Consider the following 17,856-nt stretch of genomic DNA (forward strand, 5'->3'; position numbering starts at 1 on the left):
ACCCCCTACCGTTCCGCGTCGACCGGCATAACCAGAGTGAGGTGGCGCGGTGACAGCTCGATCGCGACCGGCAGACGGGCGATGATGTCGCCGTCGCCCTGGACCGGATCGCCCTCCGGCCCGGTGATGATGATCCGCTTGCCCTGAATGATCCGGTAATCCGGCAATCTGTGCAGACGCCCGAGCGCGAGCGCAACCGCGTAACGGATCGCGTTCCACCGGCCACTCTTCAGGAACAGGCAGACCTGGAAGTCGGGCGCGTCGAGCCGAGCCAGCGGAGCGCAGATGAAGCGCCCACCATAAAAGTGGCATTTGGCGACGATCACGGATGCGGCATCGAAGTGGATGTCGTCGATCGTGACCGCGTAGCGATGGAAGGGGAAGCGGCGAAGCTGGCGCAGCGTCTCGACCAGATAGGCGCCCTTGCCGATCAGCCGTTTCAGGCGAAGGCTCACACCGGCCACCACATGCGCGTCGAACCCGACACCGGCCATCATGGTGAAGTAGCGGCCGTTCGCCCGGCCGACGGCGACCGGCAGGGCCGGTCCGGCGGCGATGCCGTCCGCGACCGCCGAAGGCTTCGGATCGAGCCCGATCTCGGCCGCCAGGACATTCGCCGTACCGAGCGGCAGGATGGCCAACGGCGGAGGCGGGACATCACCGGCCGCCGTCGCGAGGCCATTCACCACCTCGTTGATCGTGCCGTCGCCCCCGGCCGCGACGATCACGTCGTAGGAGCCGCCGGCGCCGTCCGCCATGCGGGCGAGGGACTCGGCATCGCCCGGCGCCGTCGTCTCGCGAACCGTGATCCGGCAGCCCTGCCGCCGCAGCCGATCCAGCACCGCCTGCAGCCGCCGCCGACGGCGCCAGCCCGCCTTGGGGTTGAAGATGACGAGGAGGCGGTGACGCTCGGCCAAACCGCCAATCTCTGCAACCCGTTCGGAAATCACAGTTGTCACGAAACACTGCCTTTCTTAATACAGCAGATACACTTGTTGCATTTACATTGCAGTTTTATGAAGGGACCTTGAAGTTTCACCCCATCACACCTTCATCTACACTTTCTTTCTTGTGTGATCATCAAATATTGCTATCAGTTTCATCGCCTCGTCCGTCATTGGGTGGAGTGCTGATGAACAGCATCGTTGCCGCAAAGCATTATCGAGCGATCTGGATCTCCGACGTCCATCTCGGCACACGCGGCTGCAAGGCCGAGTATCTCCTCGATTTCCTGCGGCACACCGACTCGGACTATCTCTACCTCGTCGGTGACATCATCGATTGCTGGCGGCTCCGCCGCTCCTGGTTCTGGGCACAGAGCCACAACGACGTGGTGCAGAAGCTGCTGCGCAAGGCGCGCAAGGGGACGAAGGTGATCTACGTCCCCGGCAATCATGACGAGCCGTTGCGCGACTACACCGAGCTGCAGTTCGGCGGCGTCACCGTCGTCGGCGAGGCGATTCACGAAATGGCCGATGGGCGGCGCTTCCTGGTGATCCACGGCGACGAATTCGACGGCATCGTCAAATATGCCCGCTGGCTGGCGCTCCTGGGCGATCAGGCCTACCGCCTGATGCTGGTGATCAATCACTGGTTCAACCGGGCGCGGCGCCGGCTGGGCTATCCCTACTGGTCGCTCTCGGCCTATCTGAAGCACAAGGTCAAGAACGCGGTTAAGTACATCAGCGAGTACGAGCAGACCGTCGCGGAGGAAGCACGGCGACGCGGCGTCGACGGGGTGATCTGCGGGCATATCCACAAGGCGGAAATGCGGCAGATCGGCTCGGTTCTCTACTGCAATGACGGCGACTGGGTCGAAAGCTGCACGGCGCTGGTCGAGCATCGCGATGGCCGGCTCGAGATCATCGACTGGGCGGCGTCGCGCCAGCTCTCGATGCTCGAGGTCGAGGCCGTTCCGGCCTGATCGCCGCGCCGACTCACGCCAGCCCCAACAGCCGAATGCGCATCGTCATCGTCTCCGACGCCTGGCTGCCGCAGATCAACGGCGTCGTCCGCACCATGACCCGGGTGAAGCACGAGCTTGAGCAACTCGGCCATCCGATCGAGGTGATCTCACCGAACCTGTTCCGCACCGTACCCTGCCCGACCTATCCGGAGATCCGCCTCGCTCTTGCCCCCGGCCGGCGCCTCGCGGCGCTGATCGATTCCTTCCAGCCCTGTGCCGTCCATATCTCGACCGAAGGGCCGCTGGGTCAGGCGGCGCGGCGCTATTGCCGCAAGCGCGGCCTGCCCTTCACCACCGCCTATCACACCCGGTTCCCGGAATATATCCATGCCCGCGCGCGGATTCCGCTGCGCCTCAGCTATGCGGTGCTGCGCCGGTTCCATGGCGCCGCCGCGAACGTCATGGTGGCGACCGAGTCGATCGAGAAGGAGCTCGCCGCGCGCGGCTTCCGCAACATCCGGCGCTGGTCGCGCGGCGTCGACACCGACCTGTTCCGCCCCCAGGACAAAGACTTCCTGGACGCCCCGCGCCCGATCTTCCTCTCGGTCGGCCGCGTGGCGGTGGAGAAGAACATCGAGGCCTTCCTGCGGCTCGACCTGCCCGGCAGCAAGCTGGTGGTGGGCGACGGCCCGATGCTGGGCGAGCTCCGGCGCCGCTATCCGGATGTCCGCTTCGTCGGCGCCAAGCAGGGCGAGGAGCTGGCGCGGCATTACGCGGCGGCCGACGTCTTCGTCTTCCCGAGCCGCACCGACACCTTCGGTCTCGTGCTGCTGGAGGCGCTCGCCTCCGGCCTGCCGGTCGCCGCCTATCCGGTGCCCGGCCCGCTCGACGTGATCGGCCACTCCGGTGTCGGCTGCCTGGACGAGGATCTCGCCAAAGCGGCCAGATCGGCGCTGACGATCGACCCCGAGCAGTGCCGCGCCTATGCGCTGGGCTATTCCTGGCGGGCCTGCGCCCAGCAGTTCCTGGACAATCTCCATCCTTTCCGCTGATCGAGCGCGTTAATCAACACCCGGCCGGTCTGATCGGAAATTGGCGCATCCGGGGTGGTGCTATGCTATGGTCGCGCCGACTTTCTGGGACAGGGCATTTGACGGACTCCAGCCAACGCATCGGCCTTGCCGATAGCCGAACCCGCCCGCTGATGGGGCGGCTTCTGCACAGGAACGTCCGGCCGCAGGCCGGGCGGATCGTGCTCGCGCTCGTCTGCATGGCGGTCGCGGCAGCGGCCACCGCCGCGCTCGCCTATCAGATGGAGCCGGTGATCGATCGGGTCTTCACGGAGGGGGATCGCGGGGCGCTGCTCGGCATCTCGCTCACGGTCCTCGCCATCTTCATCGTCAAGGGCGCCGCCAGCTATGGCCAAGCGGTCATCATGACCTATGTCGGCCAGCGCATCGTCGCCGACCTCCAGACGACGATGTTCCGCCACCTGATGAATGCGGACCTCGGCTTCTTCCACGATCACGCGCCGGGCCAGCTGATCTCCCGCTTCACCCACGACACCAATCTGCTGCGGGCCGCCGTTTCCACCACGCTCACCAGCCTCGGCAAGGACTCGCTGACGCTTGTCTTCCTCGTCGGGCTGATGTTCTACCAGGACTGGCTGCTCGCGGCCGTCGCCTTTGTCGTGTTCCCGACGGCGGTGCTGCCGATCGCCCGCATCGGGCGGCGCATGCGCAAGGTCTCGAAGAGTTCGCAGACCCAGACGGGCGAACTGTCGGGACTGCTCGACGAGACATTCCAGGGCGCGCGGCAGGTGAAGGCCTACGGCATGGAGGCCTATGAGACGGGCCGGGCCGCCGCGGCGATCGAGCGGTTGTTCCGCCTGCTGCTCAAGGCTGGGCGAATCCGCGCGATCGCGCATCCGGTGATGGAGACGCTGGGCGGCGTGGCGATCGTCGCCGTCATCCTTTATGGCGGCCATCAGGTCATTGAGGGGACAAAGACGCCGGGCGCCTTCTTCTCCTTCATCACCGCGCTGTTGCTGGCCTATGAGCCGATGAAACGCCTCGCCATCCTCAACACCCAGATGCAGGAAGGCCTCGCCGCCGCCGAGCGCGTCTTTACCCTCCTGGACATGCACCCGCGGATCACCGACCGGCCGGGCGCCGGACCGCTGCAGATCGCCGGCGGGGCGATCGCCCTGCAGCAGGTCGAATTCAGCTATGACAGCGAGGGGGACGGGGCACCGGCCCTGCACGACCTCAGCCTCGACATACCCGCCGGCTGGACGGTGGCACTGGTCGGCCCGTCCGGCGCCGGCAAATCGACCGTGCTGAATCTGATTCCGCGCCTCTTCGACGTCGATGCCGGCCATGTCCGGATCGACGGGCAGGATGTGCGCGACGTCACGCTCGACTCGCTGCGCGCCGCCATCGCGCTGGTCAGCCAGGAAAGCATCCTGTTCGACGATACGGTGCGCGCCAACATCCTGTATGGGCGGCCCGATGCGAGCGAGGCGGAGATGATCGCCGCCGCCAAGGCCGCCGACGCGCACCATTTCATCGACACGCTGCCGGACGGCTATGACACGCCCGTCGGGCCGAGAGGCGTCCGGCTTTCCGGCGGCCAGCGCCAGCGCATCGTGATCGCGCGGGCGATGCTGCGCGATGCGCCGATCCTGCTGCTCGACGAGGCGACGTCGGCGCTCGACACCGAATCCGAGCGCCAGGTCCAGCTCGCTCTCGGCCGGCTGAAGCGCGGCCGGACCACGGTGGTCATCGCCCATCGCCTGTCTACGGTGGTCAGCGCCGACCGGATCTATGTCATGAACAAGGGCGCCATCGTCGAATCGGGCAGCCATGCCGAGTTGATCGCCCGCGACGGCGCCTATGCGCGCCTCTACAGCCTCCAGTTTACTCCGGATGCCGATGGGGTGGACGCCGGCGGCGAGAGCGAGCGGGCGCGGGCTTGATGTCGCTGTGGTTCAAGCCTCCGCGGCTTTGATATAACCCCCGCCGTGCGGCCACAGTCTTTCACCTCGGCGAGGCATTCATGAGGCCCCTGAAGCGCCTGCTCGGCAGCGATGCCGGCCAGGCGGTGCTGGCGTGGATCGCGGCGCTCTATATCAGGCTGGTCTTCCGGACGACCCGCTGGCAGTGGCAGGGCTTCGAAGCGGTGGATGCGCTGATCCGCGCCAAGCGCCCGTTCGTGGTGTGCTTCTGGCACAACCGGCTGTTGCTGATGCCCTGCGCGCAGCGCCCGCCAATGCGCTATCACATGCTGATCTCTGGTCATCGCGACGGGCGTCTGATCGCCCGGACGATCGGCCATTTCGGCAGCGGCGTCGTGGCCGGCTCGTCCTCACGTGGCGGGGCAACCGCCCTGAAGCGATGCGTGGGTTTGCTGGACGCCGGCGATTCCGTCGGCATTACTCCCGATGGCCCGCGCGGCCCGCGCATGCGGGCGGCGGCCGGCGCGGTCGAAATCGCGCGGCTCGGCGGTGCGCCGATGCTGCCAGTGACCTATTCGGTGGCCCGGCGGCATGTGCTGAAGAGCTGGGATCGTTTCCTGCTGCCGCACCCCTTCAATCGCGGCCTGTTCATCGTCGGCGCGCCGATCGAGGTGCCGGCGCAGGCCGACGCCGAGCAGGTCGAGGCGACGAGGCTCGAGCTGGAGCGGCGCCTCAACGCGATCTCGGCGGAGGCCGACCGTCTGACGGGGCATGCCCCAATCGAGCCGGCGGAACCGGCCGCGAACCGCAAGGACCGGTTCCGGAATGCGAAGCGCCGGCTCGGCGCCGGTGGTCGATGACGACCCCGCTCTACCGCCTGCTGACCGATCTGGGCGAGCCGGCGATCCGGTTCTATCTCGCCCGCCGCCTGCGCCGCGGCAAGGAGGATCCGGAGCGTCTAGGCGAACGCCTCGGCCGGCCCACGCGCCCGCGGCCGCCGGGATCGCTGATCTGGCTTCATGCGGCTAGCGTCGGCGAAACCTTCTCCGTCCTCGCCCTGATCGAGCGGCTGCTGGCCGAGCGCCCGGGAACCGCCCTGCTCGTCACCAGCGGCACGGTCAGCTCCGCCGGCCTGCTGGCCAAGCGCCTGCCGGCTGGCGCCTTCCACCAGTTCGTGCCGGTCGACCGGATGGCCTGGGTGCGCGGCTTCCTCGATCATTGGCGGCCGGATCTCGCTTTGTGGGTCGAGTCGGAATTCTGGCCCAACCTGATCGGCGAAACGCAGCGGCGCGGGATTCCGATGGCGCTGCTGAATGCGCGGCTGTCGGACCGGTCGTTCCGGCGATGGCACCGCTTTCCCGGCCTGATCCGGCCGCTGCTGCAGGGCTTCGCCGTCACGCTCGGCCAGGATGAGGCGCAAGCGGCGCGCCTCGCCGCGCTTGGCGCGCGGCAGGCAAGGGCCGTCGGTAATCTGAAGTTCGCCGCCGCGCCGCTTCCGGCCGACCCGGCCGAGCTTCGGCAGCTCCGGCACGGCATCGGCGATCGGCCGGTTTGGCTCGCCGCCAGCACCCATCCGGGCGAGGAAGCGGTGGCCGCGCAGACCCATCGGCGGCTGAAGGAACGGCATCCGACCCTGCTGACCATCGTCGTGCCGCGCCACGCGACCCGTGCGCCCGAGATCCTCGCGACGCTCGCCTCCTCCGGTCTGCGCGTCGCGCAGCGATCGCGCGGCGACGTGCTCGACGACACCGTGGACATCTATCTGGCCGACAGCATGGGCGAGCTGGGGCTATTCTATCGGGCCGTCGACATCGCTTTCGTCGGCGGCTCGCTCGTCCCCATCGGCGGCCACAATCCGATAGAGCCGGCGCAACTCGACACGGCCGTCCTGACCGGCCCGCATGTCTTCAACTTCGAGACGATCTATGACCGGATGATCGCAGCCGGCGCGGCATCGAAGATCGCCGACGAACCTGCGCTGGTGGAAGCGCTTGCCGGGTTGCTCGCCGACCGGGCGATGCGCGACCGGCAAGCGGACGCCGCGGCGAGCTTCGCGACGCGCGAGGCAGGCGTGCTCGATGCCGTGCTGGTCGAGCTTGCGCCCCTGCTCGACCCTATCGACGGAAACGCCCATGCGCGCGCCTGACTTCTGGGAGAAGGATGGCCGGCTGCTGCCGGCGCTGCTGGCTCCGCTGGCAGCCGGCTATGCCGCCGCGGGCCGGCTGCGGCAGGCGGCGATCCAGCCATGGAAGGCCCCGGTTCCGATAATCTGCGTCGGCGCCCTGACCGTGGGCGGCGCGGGCAAGACGCCGGTGGCCTTGGCGCTCGGCCGGCATCTCGGATCGCAGGGCCGGCAGGTGCATTTCCTGACCCGTGGTTATGGCGGGCGCGATGCCGGACCGCTCCGCGTCGATCCGGCGCGCCATCACGCGGGGGACGTGGGCGACGAGGCGCTGCTGCTGGCGCAGACGGCGCCCTGCTGGGTCGCGCGGAATCGGCCGGCGGGCGCCCGTGCCGCCGCCACGGCCGGTGCCGAGGTGATCGTGATGGATGACGGTTTCCAGAACCCGAGCTTGGCGAAGGACCTGGCGCTGCTGGTGATCGACGGCGGACACGGCCTCGGCAACGGGCGGGTGCTGCCCGCCGGTCCGCTGCGCGAGCCGGTCGGCCGTGCCCTTGCCCGCGCCGACGCGGTGGTCCTGATCGGCGAGGACCGCGCCGGCCTGCATCCCATCCTATCCGATAGGCCGGTACTCGGTGCCCGCCTCCTGCCCGGCCCGGAGGCCCAGGCTCTGGCCGGACGTAAGCTGCTGGCCTTCGCCGGACTCGGTCGGCCGGAGAAGTTCTTCGCCAGCCTTCGGGCGATCGGCGCCGACGTCGCGGCAACGGTCGTCTTCCCCGACCACCATCCCTATAGCGCCGACGAGGTCGAGCAGCTCTGCGATCAGGCGGACCGGCTTCACGCCCGGCCCGTAACCACCGCCAAGGATGCGGTGCGCCTACCGCCTGCGCTGCGCGACCGCGTCCAGGTGGCTACCGTCCATATCGAATGGGCCGACAGCGCAGCCCTCGACCGGCTGCTGGCTTCAAAAATTCATCCGGCCGGAGAAGCCGGGGAGCACCCTGACGTCTGCCGTCAGCTATTTCATTCGCCGCCGGTTTGAGACGCGGGCACGATAGACTCCGGCATCGGCCCGACCACGAGTTCCGGGTCGATGCGGGCGTCGAACAGGTTGATCCGCCAGTCGAGATGCGGGCCGGTGGCGCGGCCGGTCGCGCCGACGGTGCCGATCGGGTCGCCCGGGCGGACATGATCGCCGACCTCGACCGTCACGGTCTCGAGATGCAGCAGGGCAGAGGTGAGGCCGTGGCCATGGTCGATGATGATCGTGCCGCCGGTATAATAGAGGTCGGGCTCGGCCAGCACGACGACGCCCTCGCCCGGCGAACCGACCGGCGTACCGACCGGCATGGCGATGTCGACGCCGTAATGGGGCCGGCGCGGCTCGCCGTTCAGGATGCGCTGGCTGCCATAGATGCCGCTGATCGGCCCGATGACCGGCCAGACGAATCCGTCGGCAAACCAAGCCTGGTCGGTATTGCGCTTCCGGACCTCCGCGATCGCGGCGTTCTCGGCGGCGATGCGCGCCCAGACGGCCTCGCTCGGGCTCACCATGGCCTTCGGCAGGCCGTCGATCCGCTGAATGTCATAGGTCCGGGGGGCAATATCGAGCTGCCGCTCCTCGACCGTGCCGTTCGGATTGACAACGCGCAGTGTCGCCGTCGGGGGCGCGTCGCGGCTGAAGCCGATGACGAACAGCCCCTCGGTCGAGACAAGGACCGGATGCCCGTTGAACAGGACCCTGCTGCCGGGCGCCGTCTCGCCGACGACCAGCCCGCCTTGGGTGAAGGTGCCGTTCAGCGCCAGCGGCTCGGCCCGGGCGCCATCCATCCCGAACCATTCGGCACAGGCGATCAGCAGGAAAACCAGGGCCGCGATCAGCGGCCGGCACCATATGCGGTTCATAGCAACGATCCCTGACGATCTTTCCCACCATTTGCGGCACGCGGCTTGGCCGCCGCGGCCCGCCCCGGCTTGCCCCCTGGCCCGCTGGCGGCGACCGTTGACACTTCCCCATCCTTGAACTGAAGGACAAGCTCCGATCCGGGCTCGACCGCCGCCGCCGCGGTGACCGGCTGGTCGCTGGCATCGCGCACGAGGGCGAAGCCGCGAGCAAGCACCCGCTGATAGGAATAGCTTTCGAGCAGCCCCGAGAGCCGGTCGAGATGCAGCCGGCGGTAATCGATCAGCTTGATCAGAGTCGACGGGCGCAGCATAGCGACGGTCTGCTGCAAGGCATGATCACGCCCGGCCAGGGACCGCTCCATCGCCTTCTGCAGCGTCACGCCGTCATGCTGGACCTGCAAGCGAGCCCGGTCGATCTGCTGCTGCGGCGTGCGCAGCGCCGCGCCATGGCGGGCCACCTGCTCGGTCCGAGCGCGAAAGAAGGGCTGCCGCGCGTTCATCAGACGCTCGGTCCAGCCGTCGAGCCGCTGCGCCTTCTCCTCGAGCAGCCGCCGCGGGCTCGGCAGGCCGCGCGCCAGGTCCTCGGTGCGGGTCCGGCGATCCGCGATCATGCGATGCGTGCAATCGACGAGCCGGCGCGTGTCCTCCATCACCTGGGCGAGCAGCTCGGCGCGGACCGGCACCGCCATTTCGGCGGCGGCGGTGGGTGTCGGCGCGCGCAGGTCGGCGGCGAAGTCGATCAGCGTCGTATCGGTCTCATGCCCGACCGCGGAGATCAGCGGAATCGCGCTGGCGGCCGCGGCGCGCACAACGATTTCCTCGTTGAAGGCCCAGAGGTCTTCCAGGCTGCCGCCGCCGCGGGCGACGATCAGAAGGTCGGGCCGCGGCACCGTCCCGTCCGCGGCCAGCGCATTAAAGCCCTGGATCGCCGCGGCGATCTGCGCCGCCGCGCCGTCGCCCTGCACCAGCACGGGCCACAGGATCACATGGCGCGGGAAGCGGTCGGCCAGCCGATGCAGGATGTCGCGGATCACCGCCCCGGTCGGCGAGGTGACGACGCCGATCACCTCAGGCAGCAGCGGGATCGGTCGCTTGCGGTCGGCATCGAACAGCCCTTCGGCGGCGAGGCGCCGGCGCCGCTCCTCGAGCAACTTCAGGAGCGCACCCTCGCCGGCGACCTCGAGGCTGTCGATCACGAGCTGATATTTGGACCGGCCGGGGAAGCTGGTCACCCGGCCCGTCGCCACAACCTCCAGCCCATCCTCCGGCGTCACCGCGAGGCGCCCCGCCGTGCCGCGCCAGCAGACGGCGTCGAGCACTGCGTCGGCATCCTTCAGGCAGAGATAGACATGGCCCGAGCCGGCGCGCTTCAGGCCGGAAATCTCGCCACGCACGCGCACCCGCTCGAAGGCGTTCTCGAGCGTGCGCTTCACCGCCTGGCTGATCTCGCCGACGGAATATTCGGGCAAATTGCTGGGTTTTGCGGCGGGAGCGACGCCGATGGTCCGGAGATCGTTCATCGCGCCGCATTCTATGCTAAGAGAGCCGCCGTCCTAAGAGAAAATCGTGTCGGAAGGAAGTTGGCGGATGAGACTGTTGGTCGTCGGATCGGGCGGGCGCGAACATGCGCTGTGCTGGGCGCTCGCGGCATCGCCGCTCTGCGATACGCTCTACTGCGCGCCGGGCAATGCCGGAATCGCGCAGGAGGCCACCTGCGTGCCGATCACGGCCGAGGATATCGACGGGCTGGTTGCCTTCGCGCAGGAACAACGGATCGACTTCGTCGTCGTCGGGCCGGAGGCCCCGCTGGTCCTGGGCCTCGTGGACCGGCTGGAAGCGGCCGGGATCAAGGCCTTCGGACCGACCGCCGCGGCCGCGGCGCTGGAAGGTTCCAAGGGGTTCATGAAGGATCTCTGCGCCCGCCACGGCATTCCGACTGCCGCCTATGGCCGTTTCACCGACGCCGAGGCGGCAAAGGCCTTCGTCCGCGAGCGCGGCGAACCGATCGTGGTTAAGGCCGACGGCCTCGCCGCCGGCAAGGGCGTCGTCATCGCCCGCGGTCCGGCCGAGGCCGAGGCCGCGATCGATGCGATGCTGACGCAGGGGCAGTTCGGCGCGGCCGGCGCTGCGGTGGTGATCGAGGAGTTCCTCGAGGGCGAGGAAGCGAGCTTCTTCGCGCTGGTGGACGGCGCGACGGCGCTGCCGCTCGCCTCGGCCCAGGACCACAAGGCCGTCGGCGAAGGCGACACCGGGCCCAACACCGGCGGCATGGGCGCCTATTCGCCCGCGCCGGTGGTGACCGAGGCGATGGCGGATGAGATCATGGCCCGGATCATCGAGCCGACGGTGCGGGCGATGGCGGCCGAGGGGCGGCCGTTCAAGGGCGTGCTTTTCGCCGGGCTGATGATCACGAAGGACGGGCCGAAGCTGCTCGAATACAATACGCGCTTCGGCGACCCCGAATGCCAGGTCCTGTGCATGCGGCTGATGTCGGACCTTCTGCCGGCGCTGATCGCCGCCCGCGACGGCGTGCTGAAGAACTTCCAGCTACGCTGGTACGAGCAGGCGGCCCTCACCGTGGTGATGGCCGCCAAGGGCTATCCCGGCGACTACCGCAAGGGCACGGAGATCCGTAACCTCGACAAGGCGGCCGCGTTGCCCGACGTCACCATCTTCCATGCCGGAACGCAACGCGCCGAGGACGGCCGCCTGCTGGCGGCCGGCGGCCGGGTTTTGGGCGTTACCGCGCTTGGGCCAAACGTCGCCGAGGCGCGGAAACGCGCCTACGAAGCCGTGGACCGGATCGATTGGCCGAACGGCTTCTGCCGTCGGGATATCGGCTGGCGAGCCCTGGAACGTTGATCGCCCGGTTCCGCTCCGGGGCAACCCCTGTTATGCTGACTCATCCGTTAAGGGGGAGCCACAGATGAGCGACGCCGATTCGTTGCCGCGCCCGAAGATGGGCGGGCAATTCGCCGAGGTTTTTACGCTTAAGATCCAGGTTGAGTTGAAGGACCTCGGCGACGGCCAGTATGCGGAGAGCTTCGAGATCGATCCGGGGCAGTCCCTGCAGCCCTATTACGTCGAACGCCCGGTGAAGCTCGGCCGGGAAACCGACCCCGACATGCTGGCAGCACTGCTTGCCCGCGCCCTGCGAAGCTTCGGCGGCGTCGCCCCGAAGGCATGACGCGGGGCCACCCCTCCGGGCATAATCGCAAGCCCCGTTAGAGCTCTATCAGCCGGTTCGGCAGCTCGTCCTTGTCGTCGGGGCGCCGTGGGAAATCCCGGGCCAGCAGGTCGCCGCATTCGGTGACGGCAAGAATGAAGCCGTCGGCGACCCGCCGCTCGCGGACGGCGCGGGTGAAATCACCGATGATCGCGGCCCAGGCGCCCGGCGGGACCTTCCGGTCGATGCCGTAATCCGCCAGGATCTCGACATAATGCTCGGCAACCGAGACGAAGAGCAGCAGGCCGGTGCCGTCGCGCGTGCGGTGCAGCCCCTGGGCATAGAACTGCTCCTGCGCAAGCCGGCGCGCCCGCTCCTGCTTCACCGAGGTGGGGATCAACCGCATGGTGATCGGCTGCCATGAGAGAAAAAGCAGCAACAGGACGAAGCTCGCGAGCTGCAGGGCGTAAAGCATCGGGAAGCCCCAGGAGGGCATCAGCAGCGACGCGATGCCCTGTACGATGAAGGCCCCAGCCGCCGCGATCAGCAGCGGAACGAAGCGGTAATCGTCGCTCGCCGGCGCGATGACGGTAAGGATCTCGCCGCTGGTGCGCGCCTCCGCCTGGCGGATCGCATCGGCGATACGTCTGCGGTCGGCATCTGTCAGGAAAGCCATGCCTGTCAACTCCCCTACCAGCTTCCTGAGGCGCCGCCGCCCCCGAAGGATCCGCCGCCGCCACCGAAGCCACCCCCACCGCCGAATCCGCCGCGATGCCGGGCACCATGCCCGCCGACGATCACACCCGGCCCATAGCCCCAGCCGCGCCGGCGGGAGCGACGATTGCCCTTGAAATAGCGCATCAGGGCAACGACCGATATGAAGGCGAAGAACAGGATCATCGGCGCGACCGGCTCCCGCGACTCAGTGCGGCGGTCGCCGACAGGCGTGTAGCCGCCGTCGAGGACCGACAGGATCCCGGTCACGCCAGCCTCGATTCCCGCCTCGTAATCGCCTTGCCGGAACTGTGGCAGGATCCGGTTCTGGATGATGTCGTGGCTGAGCGCGTCGGTCATTGTGCCTTCGAGGCCGTAGCCGACCTCGATCCGCACCTGCCGCTCATTCGGCGCGACGATCAGCAGCAGCCCGTCATCCTCGCCTTCGCGGCCGATCTTCCAGGCGCGCCCGAGCTGATAGCCGTAATCGGCGATGTCGTAGCCTTGCAACGAGTCGAGGGTGACGACGACAACCTGGTTGCCGCTCGCCGCCTCATGCGCCGCAAGGCGCTCCGTGAGCCGCTGCTCGGTGGCAGGCGCGATCACGCCTGCCTGATCGACGACGCGACCGGTGAGCGACGGGAACTCCTGCGCCGCGGCGGCCGCGATGCCCAGCAGCAGGCAGGCGAGCGCGACTGCGGCCCACTGGCGGAGGTGCAAACTCACCACGAATGCCAACTTACGAGGGCCAACTTACGAGGGATCACCGAAATCGACCTGCGGCGCCTGCGTGGCCGAAGCCTCCGCGGTGAAGTTCTGCATCGGCTCCGCATCCGTATAGACCAGCGCCGCCCACCAGCGGCCGGGAATGGTGCGCAGCTCGGTGTTGTAGCGCTGCACCGCCTGGATGTAGTCGCGGCGTGCGACCGCGATGCGGTTCTCGGTGCCTTCGAGCTGCGACTGCAGCGTTAGGAAGTTCTGATTGGAGCGAAGCTCGGGATAGCGCTCGACCACGACGAGGAGCCGCGATAGCGCGCTCGAGAGCGCCGCCTGATTCTGCTGAAACTGCTCGAAGGCCTGCGGGTCGGTCAGCATCTCGGGCGAAATCTGCGTCTGCCCAACCCGCGCCCGCGCCTCGACGACCTCGGTCAGCACCTCGCGCTCCTGGGCCGCGAAGCCCTTCACCGTCTCGACCAGATTGGGCACCAGATCGGCGCGACGCTGATACTGGTTCTGAACCTGGCTCCAGGCCGCCTTGGCCTGCTCCTCCAGGGTCGGGATCGTGTTGACGCCGCAGCCGCTGAGCAGCGTCAGCAGGAAGAGCGCCAGAAGCAGAGCCGGCCAGCGGTGCCCGCTGGATCGAAGAGAAACCGTCATCGAAGATGTCCCCAAATGCCGCATCGCCACTCACAGATGGCGGTTCGCAGGCGGTTTGTCGAGCGCAGCGGCATCATCGCCGCTCGCGGAAGAACGCTTTCAGCAGATCGCCGGCGCGGGTCTCGCCGATGCCGCCATAGACCTCCGGCCGGTGGTGGCAGGTCGGCTGACCGAAAATGCGCGGCCCATGGTCGACGCCGCCGCCCTTGGGGTCGTAGGCGCCGAAATAGAGGCGGCGGATCCGGGCGAAGGACATGGCCTGGGCGCACATCGGGCAAGGCTCGAGCGTCACGTAGAGATCGGCGCCGGTCAGGCGCTTGAGTCCCGAGCCGGCGGCGTCACGGATCACCAGCATCTCCGCATGCGCCGTTGGGTCGTGGAGCTCTTCCACCCGGTTTCCCGCCTTGGCCAGCAGCGCACCGGTCGTTCCATCGACGATCACGGCGCCGACCGGCACCTCGCCACGCGTAGCAGCGGCCTCTGCCTCGGCCAGCGCCAGCGTCATGGGATCGAGCTTCGACATGCCCCGTGACATGCCCTCGGCGATCGCGCCCGGTCAACCTGAAAACGGGCGCCGCCGAGCGGCGAGAGCTTGAAACCTGTATGACAATAGGCCCGTCATATGGAATTGTAAGGCAATACTTGACAGAGTGATAGGTAACGCCTTACACTCCGTCCGTGATTGAGAGCTTCAGACACAAGGGCTTGAAGGAGCTGTTCGAGACTGGCCGGTCGTCAAAAGTAGCAGCGAAGCTTCAGAAGCGGGTCATTGTTCGACTCGACGCTCTTGAGGCGGCAGCGGCCCTCTCGGAACTCAGCCAGCCGGGGTTCGACTTTCACGCCCTGCACCGTAAGCCGCAACACTACACGATCCATGTCAATGGCCCGTCGTGCATCACCTTCGAATGGCAAGACGGCAATGCGCTCAGGGTCGATCTGGAGCAGTACCACTAACCTTGATCGCTTCACCAAGGAGGTCACCATGAGCGAGCATCATTTATCCCGTCCCATCAAGCGTCCGCCGACACATCCCGGCGTGCTCATGCGCGAGATACTCGACGATCATGTCCGACTGTCGATCTCCGAGGCCGCGCGCCGGATGAAGGTGAGCCGCCCATCCCTCTATGCCGCGCTCAACGGTACGGGGTCGGTCACCGCCGATATGGCTCTGCGCTTCGGCCGTCTGGTCGGCGGGGCTCCAGAACTCTATCTGCGCATGCAGGACAATTACGACCTGTGGCATGCCCGCAACCGACTACGCGATACGTTGGAGCAGATCGAACCAGCCGCATGATACGGGCGCACGAACCAAGTAATGGAATCGAGCTGGATGAGCTAGACTGACTTCGACGAAGGAGGATGCCATGGTGTGGACGGGTGGATGCCTTTGCGGTGACGTGCAGTATCGCGCCGAAGCAGATCCGCTGCGCGCCGTCATCTGCCACTGCGGCATGTGCCGCCGGGTTTCCGGCGCCCCTTTCCTGGCCTTCGTCCATTTTCCGGTCGAGGCCTTCACATGGACGAAGGGCGGGCCGACCCGCTATCGCTCTTCGGCCGACGCTGAGCGGGGATTCTGCCGGCGCTGCGGCAGCACGCTGACGATGCATGAAACCGTCCTGGCCGACCGGGTCCAGGTGACGCTCGGCAGCCTCGACCGGCCGCAGGATGTGAGGCCGGACGATCATGTCTGGACCGAGGAGCAGCTTCCCTGGCTGCGCATCGACGACGACCGGCCGCGCTTTCCGACGATCAGCACCGCCGTGCCCTCCAACGCATTGAAGGAGGAGACATGAAGTCGGACGTCACAGCATTGTCCGGTCGATGCCATTGCGGCAACATCGAACTCGTTTTCGAGACCGAGTTGCCGATTGATCGATTGCCCCTACGGGCCTGCGCCTGCTCCTTCTGTTCCAGTCACGGCGCACGCTGCACCTCCGATCCGCAGGGTCGCGTCCGGATCACCATTCAGGATACCGATCGATTGAGCCGCTATCAGTTTGGTCTGAAGGCGGCGGACTTCCTCGTTTGCAAGACTTGCGGCGTCTACGTTGGTGCCCTGCTGACCGAGGACGACTCCGCCTGGGCCACGGTGAACGTCAATGCGTTCGAGCCCTCGGACGGACTCGGACGCAATCCAGTCACAGTGACCTACGACGCCGAAACCGAGGAGGAACGAAGGGCGAGGCGGAAGAAGGCGTGGACGCCGGCCGTTCTCGAGTTCAGGGCATTCGCTCCTTGAGACGCGGCATCAGAGCCTGACAGGTCTTTTTCATCCCGCCTCGCCGTCCTTGGGCTTTCCTGAACCGCAGCAGGAGTCCGCAGCCTCGGGGCGAAGGTCGTCATAGCGGTCATGGTGCCGTTGCCACCCATAGGTGGGGGTTTGCGGCCAGCCCTCGGGTGAGTCCTCCCAGTCCTCCTGTCGGCCGAAGGGCGTCAAATCGAGATAGTTGTAGGTTCCGGTGAGCAGGTCGACGCCGCGCGCATAGGCCGAATAGCTGTGGAAGATGTCGTCGCCGTCACGCAGGAAGACGCTCAGGCCGTGCTGCTCGCCCCGTAGGAACCAGGGCTCGTCCCTCCGCTCGAGCTCCGCCTTGGTCCGGTAGTTGTGCTGGACGGGAGCAACGGCTTCGTCCAGCGTCGCATGGAAGTCGTGGTTGAAGTCGCTCCCGAACGACGAATACCAGGGGACGGTCCAGCCCATGCGGGCCTTGAACGGCTCGATCTTCCGCAACGGCGCGCGGGAGACGAGGACGAGGGACGTGTCGCGCGCATGCAGATGCGCGAGATGGCCGACATTGTCGACCAGGAGAGAGCAGCCCGCACAGCCTTCATCCCAATCCGGGTCGAACATGAAGTGATAGACGATGAGCTGGCGGCGCCCGGCGAACAGGTCGAGCAGACCGGCCGGACCATCCGGACCTTCGAAAACATAGTTCTTCTCGACCCTGACCCAGGGTAGCCGGCGCCGCTCGGCGCTCACTTGGTCGCGCAGCCGGGTGAGTTCCTTCTCCCGCGCCAGATGCGCTTTGCGGGCGACGAGCCATTCATCCCGCGACACGATTTTCGGACGATTCATGCTGCTCTCCTTCAGTCCGGAAACGGATGGCGCCAGGCCTCCAGCTCATTGAGTCGGGCATGCCAGCGCTGGATCTCGGAGAAACCGTCCAGCGGTATTCCGGCTTCGTCGGCGTAGGGCAGACTCGCGGCGACGGCGAAATCAGCAACCGTCAGGCCGTCGCCCACTAGATAGTCGCGGCCGCGCAAATGATTGTTCAGCACGCCGGCGAACCGTTTGAACTGAACCGTCGCGCGCTCGAGCGCGGTCGCATCGGGATCGCCTAGGCTGTAGCGGGGTTTGATGATGTGCTCGAAATAGAACGTGCCGGCCTGCGGCGCGAATTCGAGCGCGTCCCAACTCAGCCAGCGGATGATCTCGATCTGGCGTTCGTCATGCGGCCACAGATCCGACCCCGCCTTGTCGGCCAGATAGCACATGATCGCGTTCGATTCCCAAAGCGTCTTGCCGGAGTCTTCAAGCGCCGGGACGACGCCGTTGGGATTGATCGCCAGGTATTCGGGCCTCTTATGCTCGCCCTTGCCGAGGTCGACAGGAACGAACTCCACGGGCGAATTCAGGTACTTCGCGACAGCGCACGCCTTTCGCGGATTGAGCGTGTCCCAATAATAGAGCTTCATGCGGACTCCTTCGT

Annotated in this window: 21 protein-coding genes; 12 read left to right on the forward strand and 9 right to left on the reverse strand. The window is 67.2% G+C overall.

Annotation, left to right across the window (positions count from 1 at the left end):
• Positions 1-5 precede the first annotated feature (5 nt).
• Positions 6-959 (reverse strand): diacylglycerol/lipid kinase family protein, encoded by a 954-nt coding sequence (locus DT069_RS20355; protein ID WP_119462162.1) that lies wholly within the window; start codon positions 957-959, stop codon positions 6-8.
• A 173-nt stretch (positions 960-1,132) separates the two neighbouring features.
• Between DT069_RS20355 and DT069_RS20360 the strand changes: the two genes are divergently transcribed.
• The 6 genes from DT069_RS20360 (at position 1,133) to lpxK (ending at position 8,026) form a co-directional block, all read left to right on the forward strand.
• A complete protein-coding gene (locus DT069_RS20360) occupies positions 1,133-1,924 on the forward strand; it encodes a UDP-2,3-diacylglucosamine diphosphatase (RefSeq protein ID WP_119462163.1) in 792 nt (263 codons plus the stop codon).
• A gap of 35 nt (positions 1,925-1,959) precedes the next feature.
• A complete protein-coding gene (locus DT069_RS20365) occupies positions 1,960-2,958 on the forward strand; it encodes a glycosyltransferase family 4 protein (protein ID WP_119462164.1) in 999 nt (332 codons plus the stop codon).
• A 98-nt stretch (positions 2,959-3,056) separates the two neighbouring features.
• Positions 3,057-4,883 (forward strand): ABC transporter ATP-binding protein, encoded by a 1,827-nt coding sequence (locus tag DT069_RS20370; protein WP_425450427.1) that lies wholly within the window; start codon positions 3,057-3,059, stop codon positions 4,881-4,883.
• 80 nt (positions 4,884-4,963) lie between these two features.
• The gene (locus DT069_RS20375) at positions 4,964-5,722 is read left to right on the forward strand and encodes a lysophospholipid acyltransferase family protein (RefSeq protein WP_119462166.1); all 759 of its coding nucleotides are present in this window, start codon (positions 4,964-4,966) and stop codon (positions 5,720-5,722) included.
• The gene (locus tag DT069_RS20380; protein ID WP_119462167.1) at positions 5,719-7,008 is read left to right on the forward strand and encodes a 3-deoxy-D-manno-octulosonic acid transferase; all 1,290 of its coding nucleotides are present in this window, start codon (positions 5,719-5,721) and stop codon (positions 7,006-7,008) included. The genes DT069_RS20375 and DT069_RS20380 overlap by 4 nt, the downstream gene beginning before the upstream one ends.
• Positions 6,995-8,026, forward strand: coding sequence for a tetraacyldisaccharide 4'-kinase (gene lpxK / locus DT069_RS20385; RefSeq protein WP_119462168.1), 1,032 nt, complete (start codon positions 6,995-6,997; stop codon positions 8,024-8,026). Before DT069_RS20380 ends, lpxK begins: the two co-directional genes overlap by 14 nt.
• Here lpxK and DT069_RS20390 read toward each other — a convergent pair.
• Together DT069_RS20390 and xseA are read right to left on the reverse strand one after the other, a co-directional pair.
• Entirely contained in the window at positions 8,008-8,889 is an 882-nt protein-coding gene (locus DT069_RS20390; RefSeq protein ID WP_425450428.1) for a M23 family metallopeptidase, read from the reverse strand. The two genes, lpxK and DT069_RS20390, sit on opposite strands and share 19 nt — an antisense overlap.
• Positions 8,886-10,409, reverse strand: coding sequence for an exodeoxyribonuclease VII large subunit (gene xseA, locus DT069_RS20395; protein ID WP_119462169.1), 1,524 nt, complete (start codon positions 10,407-10,409; stop codon positions 8,886-8,888). Before xseA ends, DT069_RS20390 begins: the two co-directional genes overlap by 4 nt.
• 67 nt (positions 10,410-10,476) lie before the next feature.
• Between xseA and purD the strand changes: the two genes are divergently transcribed.
• On the forward strand, positions 10,477-11,751 hold the full coding sequence (purD, locus tag DT069_RS20400) for a phosphoribosylamine--glycine ligase (protein ID WP_119462170.1): 1,275 nt from the start codon (positions 10,477-10,479) through the stop codon (positions 11,749-11,751).
• Between the two features lie 64 nt (positions 11,752-11,815).
• Complete coding sequence (locus DT069_RS20405; RefSeq protein WP_119462171.1) at positions 11,816-12,076, forward strand: hypothetical protein; 261 nt, start codon at positions 11,816-11,818, stop codon at positions 12,074-12,076.
• Positions 12,077-12,113: 37 nt separating this feature from the next.
• On the opposite strand, the gene DT069_RS20410 is transcribed toward DT069_RS20405, so the two are convergent.
• From DT069_RS20410 to DT069_RS20425, 4 genes are all read right to left on the reverse strand, one after another.
• Positions 12,114-12,731: a TPM domain-containing protein gene (locus DT069_RS20410; protein WP_119462172.1), complete on the reverse strand. Its 618-nt coding sequence runs from the start codon at positions 12,729-12,731 to the stop codon at positions 12,114-12,116.
• 14 nt (positions 12,732-12,745) lie between these two features.
• Complete coding sequence (locus DT069_RS20415; RefSeq protein WP_425450429.1) at positions 12,746-13,495, reverse strand: TPM domain-containing protein; 750 nt, start codon at positions 13,493-13,495, stop codon at positions 12,746-12,748.
• Between the two features lie 27 nt (positions 13,496-13,522).
• On the reverse strand, positions 13,523-14,146 hold the full coding sequence (locus DT069_RS20420) for a LemA family protein (RefSeq protein ID WP_119462173.1): 624 nt from the start codon (positions 14,144-14,146) through the stop codon (positions 13,523-13,525).
• 73 nt (positions 14,147-14,219) lie between these two features.
• The gene (locus tag DT069_RS20425; protein ID WP_425450430.1) at positions 14,220-14,669 is read right to left on the reverse strand and encodes a nucleoside deaminase; all 450 of its coding nucleotides are present in this window, start codon (positions 14,667-14,669) and stop codon (positions 14,220-14,222) included.
• Positions 14,670-14,824: 155 nt separating this feature from the next.
• Here DT069_RS20425 and DT069_RS20430 point away from each other — a divergent pair, with 155 nt between their 5' ends.
• From DT069_RS20430 to DT069_RS20445, 4 genes are all read left to right on the forward strand, one after another.
• On the forward strand, positions 14,825-15,100 hold the full coding sequence (locus DT069_RS20430) for a type II toxin-antitoxin system RelE/ParE family toxin (protein WP_119462174.1): 276 nt from the start codon (positions 14,825-14,827) through the stop codon (positions 15,098-15,100).
• A gap of 28 nt (positions 15,101-15,128) precedes the next feature.
• The gene (locus DT069_RS20435; protein ID WP_162913325.1) at positions 15,129-15,440 is read left to right on the forward strand and encodes a HigA family addiction module antitoxin; all 312 of its coding nucleotides are present in this window, start codon (positions 15,129-15,131) and stop codon (positions 15,438-15,440) included.
• 70 nt (positions 15,441-15,510) lie between these two features.
• Positions 15,511-15,939, forward strand: a complete 429-nt coding sequence (locus DT069_RS20440; protein WP_119462176.1) for a GFA family protein — start codon at positions 15,511-15,513, stop codon at positions 15,937-15,939.
• Complete coding sequence (locus DT069_RS20445) at positions 15,936-16,385, forward strand: GFA family protein (protein ID WP_119462177.1); 450 nt, start codon at positions 15,936-15,938, stop codon at positions 16,383-16,385. Before DT069_RS20440 ends, DT069_RS20445 begins: the two co-directional genes overlap by 4 nt.
• A gap of 30 nt (positions 16,386-16,415) precedes the next feature.
• On the opposite strand, the gene DT069_RS20450 is transcribed toward DT069_RS20445, so the two are convergent.
• Positions 16,416-17,222, reverse strand: a complete 807-nt coding sequence (locus DT069_RS20450; RefSeq protein WP_425450431.1) for a DUF899 domain-containing protein — start codon at positions 17,220-17,222, stop codon at positions 16,416-16,418.
• 11 nt (positions 17,223-17,233) lie between these two features.
• Positions 17,234-17,842, reverse strand: a complete 609-nt coding sequence (locus DT069_RS20455) for a glutathione S-transferase family protein (protein ID WP_119462179.1) — start codon at positions 17,840-17,842, stop codon at positions 17,234-17,236.
• Between the last annotated feature and the right edge of the window lie 14 nt (positions 17,843-17,856).

The organism is Virgifigura deserti, from assembly GCA_003576685.1.
Lineage (GTDB): Bacteria > Pseudomonadota > Alphaproteobacteria > Dongiales > Dongiaceae > Virgifigura > Virgifigura deserti.

Excerpts from the sequence above, each read along its gene's own strand:
- DT069_RS20440 (WP_119462176.1), top strand. The coding sequence starts at position 15,511 with ATGGTGTGGACGGGTGGATGCCTTTGCGGTGACGTGCAGTATCGCGCC.
- purD (WP_119462170.1), top strand. The coding sequence starts at position 10,477 with ATGAGACTGTTGGTCGTCGGATCGGGCGGGCGCGAACATGCGCTGTGC.
- DT069_RS20360 (WP_119462163.1), top strand. The coding sequence starts at position 1,133 with ATGAACAGCATCGTTGCCGCAAAGCATTATCGAGCGATCTGGATCTCC.
- DT069_RS20445 (WP_119462177.1), top strand. The coding sequence starts at position 15,936 with ATGAAGTCGGACGTCACAGCATTGTCCGGTCGATGCCATTGCGGCAAC.
- DT069_RS20365 (WP_119462164.1), top strand. The coding sequence starts at position 1,960 with ATGCGCATCGTCATCGTCTCCGACGCCTGGCTGCCGCAGATCAACGGC.
- DT069_RS20375 (WP_119462166.1), top strand. The coding sequence starts at position 4,964 with ATGAGGCCCCTGAAGCGCCTGCTCGGCAGCGATGCCGGCCAGGCGGTG.
- DT069_RS20410 (WP_119462172.1), bottom strand. The coding sequence starts at position 12,731 with ATGGCTTTCCTGACAGATGCCGACCGCAGACGTATCGCCGATGCGATC.
- xseA (WP_119462169.1), bottom strand. The coding sequence starts at position 10,409 with ATGAACGATCTCCGGACCATCGGCGTCGCTCCCGCCGCAAAACCCAGC.
- DT069_RS20380 (WP_119462167.1), top strand. The coding sequence starts at position 5,719 with ATGACGACCCCGCTCTACCGCCTGCTGACCGATCTGGGCGAGCCGGCG.
- DT069_RS20420 (WP_119462173.1), bottom strand. The coding sequence starts at position 14,146 with ATGACGGTTTCTCTTCGATCCAGCGGGCACCGCTGGCCGGCTCTGCTT.
- DT069_RS20390 (WP_425450428.1), bottom strand. The coding sequence starts at position 8,889 with ATGAACCGCATATGGTGCCGGCCGCTGATCGCGGCCCTGGTTTTCCTG.
- DT069_RS20435 (WP_162913325.1), top strand. The coding sequence starts at position 15,129 with ATGAGCGAGCATCATTTATCCCGTCCCATCAAGCGTCCGCCGACACAT.
- DT069_RS20450 (WP_425450431.1), bottom strand. The coding sequence starts at position 17,222 with ATGAATCGTCCGAAAATCGTGTCGCGGGATGAATGGCTCGTCGCCCGC.
- DT069_RS20405 (WP_119462171.1), top strand. The coding sequence starts at position 11,816 with ATGAGCGACGCCGATTCGTTGCCGCGCCCGAAGATGGGCGGGCAATTC.
- DT069_RS20425 (WP_425450430.1), bottom strand. The coding sequence starts at position 14,669 with ATGTCGAAGCTCGATCCCATGACGCTGGCGCTGGCCGAGGCAGAGGCC.
- DT069_RS20455 (WP_119462179.1), bottom strand. The coding sequence starts at position 17,842 with ATGAAGCTCTATTATTGGGACACGCTCAATCCGCGAAAGGCGTGCGCT.
- lpxK (WP_119462168.1), top strand. The coding sequence starts at position 6,995 with ATGCGCGCGCCTGACTTCTGGGAGAAGGATGGCCGGCTGCTGCCGGCG.